14 protein-coding genes are annotated in these 13,122 nt (G+C 68.1%); 7 read left to right on the top strand and 7 right to left on the bottom strand.

Annotation, left to right across the window (positions count from 1 at the left end; translation table 11 throughout):
- A complete protein-coding gene (locus tag OG300_RS13185) occupies window positions 1-1,203 on the bottom strand; it encodes a WD40/YVTN/BNR-like repeat-containing protein (RefSeq protein WP_405495605.1) in 1,203 nt (400 codons plus the stop codon).
- A gap of 159 nt (window positions 1,204-1,362) precedes the next feature.
- Entirely contained in the window at window positions 1,363-2,256 is an 894-nt protein-coding gene (locus tag OG300_RS13180; RefSeq protein ID WP_405495603.1) for a TIGR03619 family F420-dependent LLM class oxidoreductase, read from the bottom strand.
- A gap of 95 nt (window positions 2,257-2,351) precedes the next feature.
- On the opposite strand from OG300_RS13180, the gene OG300_RS13175 reads away from it, so the two are divergent.
- Window positions 2,352-2,909: a sugar O-acetyltransferase gene (locus OG300_RS13175; RefSeq protein WP_405495601.1), complete on the top strand. Its 558-nt coding sequence runs from the start codon at window positions 2,352-2,354 to the stop codon at window positions 2,907-2,909.
- A gap of 12 nt (window positions 2,910-2,921) precedes the next feature.
- Here the strand turns inward: OG300_RS13175 and OG300_RS13170 are convergent, their stop codons facing one another.
- Window positions 2,922-3,848: an SDR family NAD(P)-dependent oxidoreductase gene (locus OG300_RS13170; protein WP_405495599.1), complete on the bottom strand. Its 927-nt coding sequence runs from the start codon at window positions 3,846-3,848 to the stop codon at window positions 2,922-2,924.
- A 143-nt stretch (window positions 3,849-3,991) separates the two neighbouring features.
- On the opposite strand from OG300_RS13170, the gene OG300_RS13165 reads away from it, so the two are divergent.
- The 5 genes from OG300_RS13165 to OG300_RS13145 all read left to right on the top strand — a co-directional run bounded on the left by OG300_RS13165 (window position 3,992) and on the right by OG300_RS13145 (window position 9,082).
- On the top strand, window positions 3,992-5,938 hold the full coding sequence (locus tag OG300_RS13165; protein WP_405495597.1) for a CocE/NonD family hydrolase: 1,947 nt from the start codon (window positions 3,992-3,994) through the stop codon (window positions 5,936-5,938).
- A gap of 88 nt (window positions 5,939-6,026) precedes the next feature.
- Entirely contained in the window at window positions 6,027-6,818 is a 792-nt protein-coding gene (locus OG300_RS13160; protein ID WP_405495595.1) for a helix-turn-helix domain-containing protein, read from the top strand.
- A 41-nt stretch (window positions 6,819-6,859) separates the two neighbouring features.
- A complete protein-coding gene (locus OG300_RS13155; protein ID WP_405495593.1) occupies window positions 6,860-7,861 on the top strand; it encodes a fructosamine kinase family protein in 1,002 nt (333 codons plus the stop codon).
- 243 nt (window positions 7,862-8,104) lie between these two features.
- Entirely contained in the window at window positions 8,105-8,491 is a 387-nt protein-coding gene (locus tag OG300_RS13150) for a VOC family protein (RefSeq protein WP_405495591.1), read from the top strand.
- 99 nt (window positions 8,492-8,590) lie between these two features.
- Complete coding sequence (locus OG300_RS13145) at window positions 8,591-9,082, top strand: peptidylprolyl isomerase (protein ID WP_405495589.1); 492 nt, start codon at window positions 8,591-8,593, stop codon at window positions 9,080-9,082.
- A gap of 84 nt (window positions 9,083-9,166) precedes the next feature.
- Here OG300_RS13145 and OG300_RS13140 read toward each other — a convergent pair whose 3' ends face one another.
- Both OG300_RS13140 and OG300_RS13135 read right to left on the bottom strand, forming a co-directional pair.
- A complete protein-coding gene (locus tag OG300_RS13140) occupies window positions 9,167-9,661 on the bottom strand; it encodes a phosphoribosyltransferase (RefSeq protein WP_405495587.1) in 495 nt (164 codons plus the stop codon).
- A gap of 53 nt (window positions 9,662-9,714) precedes the next feature.
- A complete protein-coding gene (locus tag OG300_RS13135; RefSeq protein WP_405495585.1) occupies window positions 9,715-10,449 on the bottom strand; it encodes a metal-dependent hydrolase in 735 nt (244 codons plus the stop codon).
- 213 nt (window positions 10,450-10,662) lie between these two features.
- Here OG300_RS13135 and OG300_RS13130 point away from each other — a divergent pair, with 213 nt between their 5' ends.
- Entirely contained in the window at window positions 10,663-11,409 is a 747-nt protein-coding gene (locus tag OG300_RS13130; RefSeq protein ID WP_405495583.1) for an SCO6745 family protein, read from the top strand.
- Window positions 11,410-11,416: 7 nt separating this feature from the next.
- Here the strand turns inward: OG300_RS13130 and OG300_RS13125 are convergent, their stop codons facing one another.
- Together OG300_RS13125 and OG300_RS13120 are read right to left on the bottom strand one after the other, a co-directional pair.
- The gene (locus tag OG300_RS13125) at window positions 11,417-12,268 is read right to left on the bottom strand and encodes an alpha/beta fold hydrolase (protein WP_405495581.1); all 852 of its coding nucleotides are present in this window, start codon (window positions 12,266-12,268) and stop codon (window positions 11,417-11,419) included.
- 107 nt (window positions 12,269-12,375) lie between these two features.
- Window positions 12,376-13,053, bottom strand: coding sequence for an MspA family porin (locus OG300_RS13120; RefSeq protein WP_405495579.1), 678 nt, complete (start codon window positions 13,051-13,053; stop codon window positions 12,376-12,378).
- Window positions 13,054-13,122: the final 69 nt, after the last annotated feature.

Genomic DNA, 13,122 nt, shown 5'->3' with positions numbered 1-13,122 from the left:
TCAGGGGACTACGACCGGCTCCCAGGTGCGTCCCGAGTCCTGAGTGGTGAGCAACGTGCTCGGGTCGTCGTGACTGCCCTTGCCGATGACCACGAAACCGGTTGTGGCGGAAACGAATTCGCCCTGCGAGATCTTGGCTTCCGGATCGGGCGCGGTGTAGGTGCTGGTCCAGGTGGTGCCGCCGTCACTGGAGGTGAGCAGCTGATTGTCGATGGCGGCCACCAGATGGGTGGTGTCGGCGGCGATCAGGGTGGAGGAGCGCGGAATGCTCGGCCACACCTGCCCGGTCTCGGTGAAGGTGACACCGCCGTCGCGGGAGGTCATCAGATGCGAGGTGGCCGGTTCGTCCTCGTAGGAGCCGGTGCGGCCGCACAGTGCGACCAGTCGGCTCTCGGTGATGGCATGCCAGGAGGCAGGACCGTTGTGCCCGCACGGCGGCGTCCACTGCGCCCAGGTGTCGCCCACCAGCCGTGATCCGGTCACGCCGCGATTGTCGATCACCAGCCACGAGCGTTCGCCTGCCGCGGTGAACACCGGGGACGGGACGGGCCCGCCGCCGGTGGTGAACGCGCCGGTGCTGGTGGTGGACCAGGTTTCGCTGTCGAGCGGGCTCGACATCATGACCACGGCCTTGTTGTCGGAGCCCATACCGGTGACGTGCACGGCGTCGGAGGAGAACGACAGCGTCCAGTGCTTGCCGAAACTGCGCAACCCGACGTCGACCGGATGCCAGGCGGCGCCGCCGTCGTGCGTGGAGTACAGCTGATCGTCGACGGTGATCCAGCCGTTGTGGCGGTCGGTGAAGGTCAGCGACACGAGGTTGGCCGCGGTGCTGTCGCGCAGTGGCGCCGGCAGGCTGAGCTGCTTCCAGGTCTGCCCGCCGTCGGTGGTGTGCTGCAGGGTGCGGCAGTTGGCACTGGTGCACGGGAAGGTGCGCCCGAGCACCCAGCCCTCGTCGGCGGTGGCGAAGGTGAACGAATCGGGTTGGAAGCCGACCGGATTCGGGGCGGCGGTGGTGGGCGGTGGCGGGCTCGACTCCGGGGCCGGGGTGGCGCTACCGGACGCGGCGGCCGCGGTGGACGGCGACGCGCTCGCGGAGTCGTGGTCCTGGATGGTGAGTCCGGCGACGAGCGCGGCCGCCAGCACCGGCGCCCCGACTGCGGCCAGACCTGCGATAACGACCGGATCAGTCCGCAACCCCACTGGCCGGGTCTCCCTTCGACACACTGCCGGGCCGGTTCCCGGGAGGTTCACCCGGGCTGCCCTGTGACACAACGGGATCGAGTATGCCCGGTGCCGATTCGAATCGCCCAACCGGATCCGGGGCGGGCGATTCGGGCATACGGCACGAGTCGCGTGGTCTCAGCCGCGCAGCCGCCGCACCAGGCCCAACGCGGTCTCGCGCAGCTCCTCGACCGATTCGGCGACATACATCAGATCGACGAAGAAGTGCTCGAATCCGGTTTCGGCGGCGACGGATTCGATGGTGCTCGCGACGAGTTCCGCATCGGTGCCCGCGGCGACGTTCACCCGCACGATGGTGTCGATGTCGCGCGGGTCGCGTCCGGCGGTCTCGGCGGCCTGATCGATGACTGCCCGCAGCTTCAGCAGCTGCTTGCCCCACCCGGGCGGACCCGGCACCGGCACCACCGGCAACCATCCGTCCCCGCGTGCCCCGATGCGCGCCAGCCCCGGCGGCGTGAACGACCCCAGGTGAATCGGCGGCCGCCGCACCGGCTTCAACTCACTGCGATGCCGCGGCACCGTCACATACTTGCCGCGATACTCGGCCGGATCCTCGGTCCAGATGGCATGCAGCGCATCGAGTGTCTCGTCCAGGCGCGCACCCCGGTGCGTGAACGGCACCCCCGCCGCCTCGTACTCCTCCGGCGACCACCCGATCCCGAGCCCGGCGATCAACCGCCCGCCACTGACCACGTCGATACTGGTCAGCGACCGGGCCAGCAGGGCAGGCCGATGCAGCGGCGCGATGAGCACATTGGTCCCCAATGTCACCCGCTCGGTGACCGCGGCCGCGATGCCCAGCACCACGAACGGGTCGAGCACCGAATCGAATTCGACGGGAATGGTGTCCTTCCCGGCGTACCCGACCTTGGGGTCGGTGGCCGCGATCAACCGTTCCCCGACCCACAGACTGTCGGCCCCGGCCTGCTCGAGCGCGGTGGCGTATTGCGCGACCTGTGCCGCCTGCCGCGCCTGCGGACCGTACTGCGGAAGCGAGAACCCGAGTTTCATCCTTCCGGTGATACCAGAACCCGACCCCGCCGCGCCCATCCACCCGTGACCTGCGCGGTATGCGCGCCGGGTCGGGGCTGCGCAGGATGGGCGGGATGGGAGAACACAAGAACCGGATGCTGGCCGGAAACCTCTACCGGGACAACGATCCAGAACTGGTCGCCGAACGCCGCCACTGTCAACGCCTGCTGGACACGTTCAACGCCACCGGCGCCGACGAGGAGACACACCGCAGGGTGCTGCTCGAGGATCTGCTCGGCGAGATCGGCCCGGGCTCCTGGATCATGCCGCGCCTGCAATGCGACTATGGCTATCTGATCCGGCTGGGCCGCAACAGTTTCCTCAACTACGACGCGATCCTGATGGATTGCGCCCCCATCACCATCGGCGACGATGTCTCCATCGGCCCGCGCGCCCAGCTGCTGACCGCCCTGCACCCGATGGCCGATCACGGGTTGCGCCGGGAGCGCTGGGAATCGGCGGCCCCGATCACGATCGGCGACAATGTCTGGCTCGGTGGCGGCGTCATCGTGTGCGCCGGGGTGACGATCGGGGCGAACACGGTGGTCGGCGCGGGCAGCGTGGTCACTCGCGACCTGCCCGAAAAGGTTTTCGCCGCAGGCAATCCCGCGCGCGTCATCCGCTCGCTGTGAGCATCTCGCGGGTTATGCGCTGAGCCCGGTCAATTCGGCGCAGGCGCGGTGCAGGCGGGTGGCGGCGGCATCGTCCTGGGCGGCGGGGGAGGGGGCCCGGACCCGGTTGTGCTGGAAGTAGCAGCCGGTGACGGGGGCGACGTCGGGGGAGGTGGCGAGATAGGTGAGGGCGCGGCCGCCCTCCTCGGGGGTGATCATGAGCAGCCGTTTGCCGACGGCCAGTGCCGGGCGTGCGAACCAGGGCGCCGAGTTCCAGATATCGGTGGCCACGATGCCGGGGTGGAAGGCGTTGGCGGTCACGCCGGTTCCGGTCAGCCGCCGCGAGAGTTCCCGCACGTACAGGACGTTGGCGAGTTTGGCGCGCCCGTAGGCGGTGTTGGGACTGTAGCCGTGCCGCAGTTGCAGGTCCTCGAAGTCCAGGGCGGTGCCGTAGTGCATGACCGAGGAGGTGAACAGGATGCGCGCGGGCGCGCCATCGCGCAGCAGGTCGAGTAACAATTCGGTGAGCAGGAACCCGGCGAGATGGTTGACCGCGAACGTCGCTTCGAGCCCATCCCCGGTCTCGGTGCGGCGGGTATGGAACGCTCCGGCATTGTTGGCCAGGACATCGAGGCGGTCGTAGCGGGCGTGCAGGGTGTCGGCGAGGCGGCGGACCGAATCCAGTGCGCTCAGATCGCATTGCAGGGCGTCGACTTCTCCGCGCCCGGCCGCACGCACCAGATCGACTGCGGCGGCGAGCTTTTCGGGATTGCGGCCGACCAGCACCAGATGATTTCCGGTGGCGGCGAGCTGTTGCGCGGCGGCCAGGCCGATTCCCGACGTCGCCCCCGTGATCAGCATGGTCTTCATGCCCTGCCAGCCTGCCATATCGCGCTGCGGCTGTCTCGGGTCCGGGGGTGTGATCGTGATTCGGATTTCGTGAATGACACTGTCGCGCAACGGATCAGCATCGTTGTCCGGGTGCACGAACGCGGGGGTCCGGAATGGTGCGCGCTGCCAGGTGACAGACCGCCGCCGGTCCCGTACTGTCCCAGACAGTAGGTCGGCGTGCTGGCTGACCTCAGCGGCAAAGGAGCCGGGCCATGGCGCAACCCCTCGACACGACGGCACTCCCGGGCATCCGCCCCGCCCTGCCGCCCGCCGCCCGCTTCGACATCGGCCCCGCCCGATACCCGCGGGTGCACATCCGGCGCGGCATCGGAATCCGGCTCGCCGACGGCACCATCCTCTCCGCCGACATCACCCGGCCCGCCGACGCCACCGGAACACCCGTCGACACCCCGCTGCCCGCCGTCATCACCCTGACCCCCTACAACAAGACCCTGATGACCCGCGCCAACCCGCTCATCGACGCGGTCTCCACCATCGCCCCGCTCGTCTACCGCCTGGTGCCGCCGTCGCCGCACGGTCGCGCGGGCGGTCGCGAAATGCTGCGCGCCCTCGGTGGCGGCGCGCTCGAATCCATCCGCGCCAACCGCACTCTCATCGCCCGCGGCTACGTGCACGTCGCCGTCGACGTGCGCGGCACCGGCACCTCCACCGGCCGCCTCGAGATGATGTCCGAACGCGAACAAGCCGACCACCTCGAAGTGCTGCGCTGGGTGCGCGAACAACCGTGGTGCGACGGCGATCTCGCCATGACCGGCATCTCCTACCTCGCGATGACCGCCCTGCAGACCGCCGGGCGCGCGCCCGAGGGCCTCAAAGCCGTCTTCGCCCTCGTCGGCTCCGAGGACCCCACCCGCGACCTGATGCTCACCGGCGGTGCGCAATCCACCTTCAGCCTCGCCTGGCTCGCGGCCGTCAACGGCAGCAAATGGTTGCCGTCCATCCCCGGCCTGGTGAAAACCGGTGCCGCCGGGCACTTCCTGCGTGACCGCCTCGCCAGCCCGTTCACCCGCTTCACCGATATCGCCGGCGCGCTCGTCGACGACCGGCATCCGCAGCACTACTACGACGCCGACGCCCGCGCCCGCCGCCCCCGGCTGGAGCAGTTCACGGCCGCCACCTGGATTCATGCCGGCTGGCACGACGTGTTCGCGCGCTCCGGCCCCGCCCTGCACCAGCGCCTCCGATTGCCCACGGGCGCGGCCCAACTCGTCATCGAGGACAGCTATCACGTGGGCCCCGGCACCGGCTTCGGCAGCGCCGAACACCCGCAGCGCCTCGACGAACTGCAATGCGCCTTCTTCGACCGCTGGGTCAAAGGCATCGACAACGGCATCGACGCCTACGGTCCGGTCACCGTGCGCCAGCTGGGCGGAGACTGGGTCGGCCGAGACGCCTACCCGCATCCGGCGGCCCGGCCGCACCACTGGTACCTCTCGGCGCGCACGAGCGGCGCGGCACCGCATGCCGCCACCGACGGCTCGCTGCGGTCGGAGCCCGACCGGCGCCCGACCCGAATCCGGTTGCCGCGCAAGCGTCCGGGCATCGCCTCGCAGACCACGACCTGGATGATGTGCGGGCTGCCCGCCTTCCTCGGCAACCGCTGGTCCATCGACGACCGCGCCCACGAGGCCGCCGCCGTCACCTTCACCAGCGACGCCCTCGACCACGACCTGCTGCTGTCGGGCCCACTCAACCTGCACCTGAACGTGAACGCCGCGGGCACCGAAGCCTTCTGGGCGGTCACCGTCTGCGACGTCGCCCCCGACGGCGCGTCCAGCGTCATCGCTCGCGGCGCGCTGCGTTCCACCCGCCGTGCCGTCGACGAAACCACCAGCGGCTACCACGACGGCGAACTGCTCACCCCCGACCATCCCCTCACCGCCGAATCCGTTCTCCCGGTGAAACCCGGTGTGCCACACGAACTCGACATCGACCTCACTCCCACCGAGGCTGTCCTGCGCCACGGCCACCGCCTGCGCGTCGCCGTCGCCCGCACCAGCTGGCCCCGCTACTTCCTCACCCCGGCCGTCACCCGCCACATCAAAGGTCAGGACATCCTCCTGGACCCGGACCACCCCAGCCGCCTCACCTTCCTGGCGACACCACTGGCCACGGCCGCCACCCGCGAGACCGCCTGAGCGGCACAGTCACCGCGAATGCCTCGAATTCTCGGCCATGACCCGACAGGTAATGGTTTCGCGTACTCCGCCTTCGTACGATCAGGACATGCGTACACAAACGGCCGGTGATCTGCTGCGGCACTGGCGCACCACCCGCAGGCTCAGTCAGCTCGAGCTCGCGGGCCGCGCCGAGACCTCCACCCGTCACCTCAGCTTCATCGAAACCGGCCGTGCCACCCCCAGTCGCCAGATGCTGCTGCACCTGTCCGACGAACTCGAAATCCCACTGCGCGAACGCAATCGGATGCTGCTGGCCGCCGGATACGCCCCCGTCTACACCGAACCGGAACTCGACACCCCCGCCATGGAACCCGTCCGCAACGCCGTCCGCCAGATCCTCACCGGCTACGAACCGCACCCCGCGCTCGCCGTCGACGCCGGCTGGAACATGATCGACGCCAATGCCGGTATCGCCCTGTTCCTGGAGGGTGTCGATCCGCGACTGCTCGAGGGGCCCGTCAACGCGCTACGGCTGAGCCTGCATCCCGGCGGCCTCGCCCCGCGCATCATCAACCTCCCCGAATGGCGTGGACATCTCTTCGAACGCCTGCAACGACAGATCGACGTCAGCGGCGCACCCGAACTCATCGCCCTGCTGCAGGAACTGCGCGCCTACCCCGGCGGCGAGGAATCACCCGGCCTGCCCGAGCCCGATCAGGCCGTGGTCCCGCTGCGCCTGCGCCTCGACGGTCACGACCTCGCATTCCTCAGCATCACAACGGTTTTCGGCACCCCGATGAACGTCACCGTCGCCGAGATCGCCCTGGAAGCCTTCTTCCCCGCCGACGCCGCCACCGCGACCCTGCTGCGCGAACGCATCGCGGTCCCCGCCGACTAGTCGGTCCGCAACCGGTGGGGGATACCCCACAATGAGACCCCATGGACGTGTCCGCGCACCTGGCCCACTTGACCGGCGTCCCCACCGCCCGGCTCCGGCATTTCGGACACCGCCACGCGTGGAATCTCTACCAGGCCGAATTGTCGGATGGCCGTGATGTTTTCGTCAAAGTCGCGGACACGAATCCAGATTCGGTGACCGGCACGCGAGCGGGTTCGGACGTGGAGACATCCCTCGACTCGGTATCCGCAGCGACAGACGGATCGGAGTCGGAGGGCATCGCATCGGGTGACGCGGCATCGGATGCGATGTCGGGTGGCTCGAAGCCCGGCGCGATAACGACCGGTGTCCTGGAGGCGGAGGCGGCCGGGCTGCATTGGCTGGCCGACAGCGGCATCGACATCGTCCCGCCCGTGCTCGCGGCGGACTCCACCATGCTCGTACTGCCGTGGCTGTCCACCGAATCCGCCACTGCCGATGCCGCGGAGAAACTCGGTCGCGACCTGGCCGCCTTGCATGCCACGGGCGTGTCCTCTTACGGCGCGTCGTGGCCCGGCTTCATCGCGACGCTACCCCTCGACAACACGATCACCACGGGGGAGTGGGGGAGCTGGTACGCCGACTACCGCCTGGCGCCCTACCTGCGCACCGCCGCCCCGATCCTCGGCCGCGACGGCACCCGCTTGATCGAACGCGTCATGGACCGCATCGACCACCTCGCCGGACCACCCGAGCCGCCCAGCCGCATCCACGGCGACCTCTGGTCCGGCAACATCCTCTGGTCTGCCGATCGCGCGATGCTGATCGACCCCGCCGCCCACGGCGGCCACCGCGAAACCGACCTGGCCATGCTCGCTCTGTTCGGCGCGCCGCATCTGGACCGGATACGCGCCGCCTACGACGAGGCGACCCCGCTGGGTTCCGGCTGGCGGCAACGCATTCCACTACATCAACTTCACCCGTTGCTCGTGCACGTGGTGCTGTTCGGCGACTCCTACCGGGGGATGGCCCTGTCCGCGGCGGCCGCCGCGTTGTCGGGGTAGGGGGCTCGAGCCGAGGGCCGCTGCGGCTGATCGGGGATCAGTGGCCGAGCTGAGGAACTTCCGTCGGTGCGCACCCGGCACGGTCCATCATAAAAAATATGTACATGGAAATATGCGAATCTAAACATGTGTTTCCGCCCTTTTGGTGGTCCCGCCCGGCCCGTGGCCAAAAGGAAGAACAACCGCCCTTGATGGGGAAGGGTCCACCTGGTTCGTGTCAGGTGGTCGGATAGCGTCGGTGGGGTGGAGTTGCAGCGGATTCATCACGTCGCGATCATCGCCTCGGACTACGAGAAGTCGAAGGCGTTCTACACCGAGATCCTCGGGTTGCGGGTGATCGCGGAGCACTATCGGGCCGAAAGGCGTTCCTACAAGCTGGATCTGGCGTTGCCGGATGGTGGGCAGCTCGAGCTGTTCTCGTTCCCGGATCCGCCCGCGCGGCCGTCGCGGCCGGAGGCGGCGGGGGCGCGGCATCTGGCGTTCGTGGTGGCGGATGTGGCTGCGGCGCTGGCGGAGCTGTCGGCGCGGGGTGTGGCGGTGCAGGAGGTCCGGGTCGACGAGTACACGGGCAAGCGTTTCGCGTTCTTCGCCGACCCCGATGAGCTGCCGCTCGAGCTGTACGAAGCGTGAGGTGAGCGGGGTGGGGGCGGGTGGGTGAACGGTGAAGCGGGGAGCCGCGTTTCGATGCCGCTCGGTCGCGGTGATTCGGGCTCCCATACGATGGGTCGCATGACCAAAGTGCTTCTGAAGACCTCCGCCGGGGACATCACCCTGGACCTCGATGAGGCCAAGGCGCCCAAGACCGTCGCGAACTTCGTGGACTACGTCAAGGCGGGCCACTACGCGAACACCGTGTTCCATCGGGTGATCCCGAGCTTCATGATCCAGGGTGGCGGCCTGACCGAGAACATGCAGCAGAAGCCGGCCCCGAATCAGGTCGAGAACGAGGGCAGCAACGGCCTCAAGAACGACAAGTACACCGTCGCCATGGCGCGTACCTCGGCTCCGCATTCGGCCAGCGCGCAGTTCTTCATCAACACCGCCGACAACGGTTTCCTGAACTACCCGGGCCAGGACGGCTTCGGTTACGCGGTGTTCGGCAAGGTTGTCGACGGCATCGATGTCGTGGACGCGATCGAGAAGGTGCGCACCGGCAGCAAGTCCGGCCACCAGGACGTGCCGACCGAGGCGATCACCATCCTGTCCGCCGAGCTGGTCTGATCCGCTTTTCGGTATCGACAGTTCAACGGCCCGGAACCTAGAGGTTCCGGGCCGTTGTCGTTGTCGGAGTGGATGTTTCGCGGTTCAGGCGTCCAGCACGCGGACGTCGCGCTGTACTACGGGTGCTTGCACCGACCAGGGGAAGTTGATCCAGCGGTCGGTGCGCTTCCACACGTATTCGCAGTCCACTTCGGAGTGCGGTTTCTGGTAGATGACCGCGCAGCGGACTTCGGCGACGTGGTCGGAGCAGAAGTCGCGCACCAGTTTGAGGGTTTTGCCGGTGTCGGCGACGTCGTCGGCGACCAGGACGGTGGCGCCGGTGAGGTCGACGGCGCTGGGTACCGGTGGCAGCATGACCGGTAGGTCGAGGCGTTGGTCGACTCCGGTGTAGAACTCGACGTTCATGACGTGGAGGTTCTTGACGTCGAGGGCGTAGCCGAGGGATCCGGCGACGAACAGGCCGCCGCGGGCGATGGAGAGGATCAGGTCGGGTTCGAATCCGTCGTCGGCGATCTCCTGGGCGAGTTCTCGCCCGGCGGTGCCGAACAGGTCCCAGGTCAGTTCCTCACGATCGCTCATGCTCGACTCCGTTTCTCGCTGCGTCACCGGTCATCGGATTCTACGAGGCGGGCTCAGGGCTGGTGGGTGATGGTGTACCAGAGCAGGGCGAGGGTGCCGAGGGCGAAGATCGGTACCAGCACCAGGGTTTCGACCTTGTTGCCGGTGCGGTCGATGATCGGGACGCGGGTGCGGATCTGCAGTGGCCACAGCAGGCGGCAGCCGCGGTCGGTGAGGCAGTCGCCGATGAGGTGGGCCAGGGCGCCGAGGCCGACGGAGAACGGCAGCCAGAGGGGTTTGTCGCTGATCCAGTGGTCGATGACGAAGGTGCCGCAGACGGCGAGGATGACGACGGTGACCCAGGATTTGGGTCCGTCGCCGCTGGGGGCGAAGTTGAGGGCCTTGATGGCGAGGGCGAGCAGGAAGAACACCAGGGCGAGGGTGAAGTAGCGGCCGAGCCAGTGTTCGCCGGCCCAGGTGCCGTAGGTGATGGCGGCGACGAAGGCGAAGGAGTGGGTGGCGTGGCGGTGGCCGCCGGAGATTTTCGAGATGCCTTTGCACGCGTAGTGCGAAACCGGGCCCAGCACATGCGAAATGGTGCCGTTGGGGTGGTCGGCGTCGGGCAGCAGTGCGGCGCCCGCGGTGAGGAAGGTGCCCATCACCAGGTCTACGGCGCGTATCGACCCGGATTCCACTGCGGGATAGGTCAAGACGGTGAACGGTAGCGCCGCGGCGGCCGCTGACCAGGCGAGGGCTCCGCTGGTCGCATGTGAATGTCCTAGCACCGACTGAAGATTAGCGGATGTCATAGATCGTTCTCGCAGGTTGGGCTGTGAGTTCAGGGACGTTGCCGCGCAGGCGATTCCGGTGACGGGCTGGGGTGGGTGTGAAAACGGTTGCCGCGCAGTCGGTCTGGGTGTCCACCTGTTGCTGAGCGGCGGTTGTGGTGGCCCGTGTGCGGCCGCCGACGGGGCTGAAATAGTCTCGGGTGGATTGCGCTTTCCGCTCAGAGAGGAACGGACATGTCGGTAGCGTCCGCGGTGAAGGATCAGATCCAGCAGATCGGTGGGGGATTCATGTTCTCCCGGGAAGCTCGGGCCTTCGCCGACGAGACCGGGGTGCCGGGCTTCCTGCCCGTCTACACGCGGGGTCGCGGCGGTGTGCTGGGTGAGGTCGACGCCGATGTGGTGACGGCGGCGTTCGGGTTCTTCCGCCCGCAGACGGTGCGTACGGCGTGGGAGTCGACCGCGCACATCCCGGCGGCCGAGGCGGCGGTGCGGTATCTGGGGGTCTGTCAGGATTTCGGTCGGCGTCGTCTGGCTGATTTCGCGCAGGCCGATCGGCTCGCGGAACTGCTGGGCGCGGTGGTGGCCGCGGCGGATCCGGTGTCGGCGCCGCTGTTCGCGGGCTGGCGTGCGCTGCCGCGTGCCGGCGATGGTCCGGGCTTGGCGTTGCAGTTGATCCAGACGCTGCGGGAACTGCGTGGCGGTCTGCATCTGGTCGGCGTGCTCGGCAGTGGTCTGACGCCGGTGCAGGCGGTGCTGATCGCGGGGTCGCCGCTGGAGTCGGGGCCCGAGCATGCTCGTAGTTTCGGGTGGCCGGAACCGTATGAGGAGATCACCGCGGAGCTCAAGGGTCGTTGGATGCAGGCGGAGTCGATCACCGAGGATCTCATCGCCCCCGCGTTCGCGGTGTTGGACGACAACGAGGGCGATGAGCTGGTGAAGCTGCTGGATGCCGCTCAGGCGGCGGTGTTCGGCGGTCGCTGAGTTCGCCTCAGCGGTGCAGGAATTCGAGGGTGACGCGTTCGAAGGCCTCCTGGGCCTCGTACATCACCCAGTGCCCGCATTTGGGGAACACGTGCAGTTCGGCATGCGGGATCTGCCGTAGCGGTATGAGCGCCATGTCGGTGGGGCATTGGCGGTCATCGGCGCCCCAGGTGAGCAGGACCGGGCTCTTGACCTTGTGCAGCATCGACCAGTACGGCGGGGTGGGGGAGTTCTCCATGAACTGCTGTTGCAGGGCAAGGGCTTGCGAGCCGTACATGGCTTTGAGGCTGTGTTGGGCGTCGGGTTCGCTGGCGGCGGTCCAGCGTTCCTCGACGAGGTCGTCGGTGATCATCTTGGGGTCGTAGATCATGCAGCGCAGCCAGCGCAGCAGGCCTTCGCGGCTGGGGTCGTCGGCGAATTCCGACAGCAGCCGGGTGCCTTCGCTGGGGTTGGCCGAGAGCAGGCTGTGTCCGACGCCGCCGATGGCGATGAGCTTCTCGACGCGCTGCGGGTGGGCGATGGCGACGTTGACGGCGACGACGCCGCCCATCGAGTTGCCCAGCAGGGCGGCGGAATCCAGGCCGAGGGCGTCCATGAAGCGGATGACCGAGTCCACGGCGGTGAGTACGGGATGCCCCGGCACCGGGTCGCTGACGCCGAAGCCGGGGAATTCCAGTACGTAGCAGTGGAAGTGCTCGGCGTAGAACCCGAGGTTGCCGCGGAAGTTGCGCCAGCCGTTGACGCCGATGCCGGAGCCGTGCAGCAGGATCAGGGGCGGGCCGTCGCCGGCCTCGTGGTAGCGCAGGACACCTTTGTCGGTGCTGATTTCTCGTTGTGTGCCTTCGTATGTGACGTCCACACCATCACACTAGAACACGTTTCAATTCGAGATATCTCTGCATGCGGACATACGCATGTGCCGACTCGTCCTCGCGTACCCCGAAACACAAAGAGCCTGCCCGGAACTCAGAAGGCGAACTGGTTGCCGTAGGCGGAGTTCTGCAGGAACCCGTCGGTGGTGGCGACCGAGGCGGTCACGAACGGCACCGCGGTGACCGGTGAGGCGCAGCGCGCGACATTGAGCGGCGTGCGCTGATGCGCGATGCGGTAGGGGAAGCTGGTGGTGGAATCGAGGGTGGCGGTCGCGGTGGTCAGCGTGGTGACCTGGCCGGGAATCAGGGTGGCGGTGAGGGATTCGCTGAGTCCGGCGGTGCCCGAGAGGCTCGGCGCGATGCTCACCGACGGCGGCGCGCCCAGGGTGATCGAGGGGGTGATGCCCGCGGTGCCGCTCTGGTTGGGGCTGATGCCGACGGTGATGCCGCTGGAGAGGTCGACGCCGCAGCCGACGATGTAGCCGACCGCGACGGTTCCGGCGGTGACCGCGGCGGGTGCGACCTCGACGCTGTAGCGTCCGGCGACCTGTACGGCGTGCGAGAACGGAACTCCGCCGGGGGCTTGATCTCCCGCGCCGGTGGTGTCGGTGTCGGTGACGCTCACGGTGAGTGTGGTGCCCCCGTCGGACTGCAGCGTGCTCGATTGTCCTTGCGCGGCAATCGCGGTGGGTGCCAGCGCGGTGGGGGTGAAGGCGCTGCCGCCGGCGATGACGGTGGTGAGCAAGGCGTATCGAGTGGCGCGGTGTCGCATGTGAAGCCAGCTTTCGTCGGTTCTCGGTGGTGCTATGGCGCGGGTCACTCTGGACCTGCTAATGACAAT

The organism is Nocardia sp. NBC_00511 (assembly GCF_045161165.1).
In the GTDB taxonomy this organism is placed as follows: Bacteria; Actinomycetota; Actinomycetes; order Mycobacteriales; family Mycobacteriaceae; genus Nocardia.
The sequence above is the reverse complement of the archived record's forward strand: the minus strand, read 5'-3'. Positions and strand labels throughout refer to the sequence as shown.

Excerpts from the sequence above, each read along its gene's own strand:
- OG300_RS13180 (WP_405495603.1), bottom strand. The coding sequence starts at position 2,256 with ATGAAACTCGGGTTCTCGCTTCCGCAGTACGGTCCGCAGGCGCGGCAG.
- OG300_RS13175 (WP_405495601.1), top strand. The coding sequence starts at position 2,352 with ATGGGAGAACACAAGAACCGGATGCTGGCCGGAAACCTCTACCGGGAC.
- OG300_RS13165 (WP_405495597.1), top strand. The coding sequence starts at position 3,992 with ATGGCGCAACCCCTCGACACGACGGCACTCCCGGGCATCCGCCCCGCC.
- OG300_RS13160 (WP_405495595.1), top strand. The coding sequence starts at position 6,027 with ATGCGTACACAAACGGCCGGTGATCTGCTGCGGCACTGGCGCACCACC.
- OG300_RS13155 (WP_405495593.1), top strand. The coding sequence starts at position 6,860 with ATGGACGTGTCCGCGCACCTGGCCCACTTGACCGGCGTCCCCACCGCC.
- OG300_RS13145 (WP_405495589.1), top strand. The coding sequence starts at position 8,591 with ATGACCAAAGTGCTTCTGAAGACCTCCGCCGGGGACATCACCCTGGAC.
- OG300_RS13140 (WP_405495587.1), bottom strand. The coding sequence starts at position 9,661 with ATGAGCGATCGTGAGGAACTGACCTGGGACCTGTTCGGCACCGCCGGG.
- OG300_RS13135 (WP_405495585.1), bottom strand. The coding sequence starts at position 10,449 with ATGACATCCGCTAATCTTCAGTCGGTGCTAGGACATTCACATGCGACC.
- OG300_RS13130 (WP_405495583.1), top strand. The coding sequence starts at position 10,663 with ATGTCGGTAGCGTCCGCGGTGAAGGATCAGATCCAGCAGATCGGTGGG.
- OG300_RS13120 (WP_405495579.1), bottom strand. The coding sequence starts at position 13,053 with ATGCGACACCGCGCCACTCGATACGCCTTGCTCACCACCGTCATCGCC.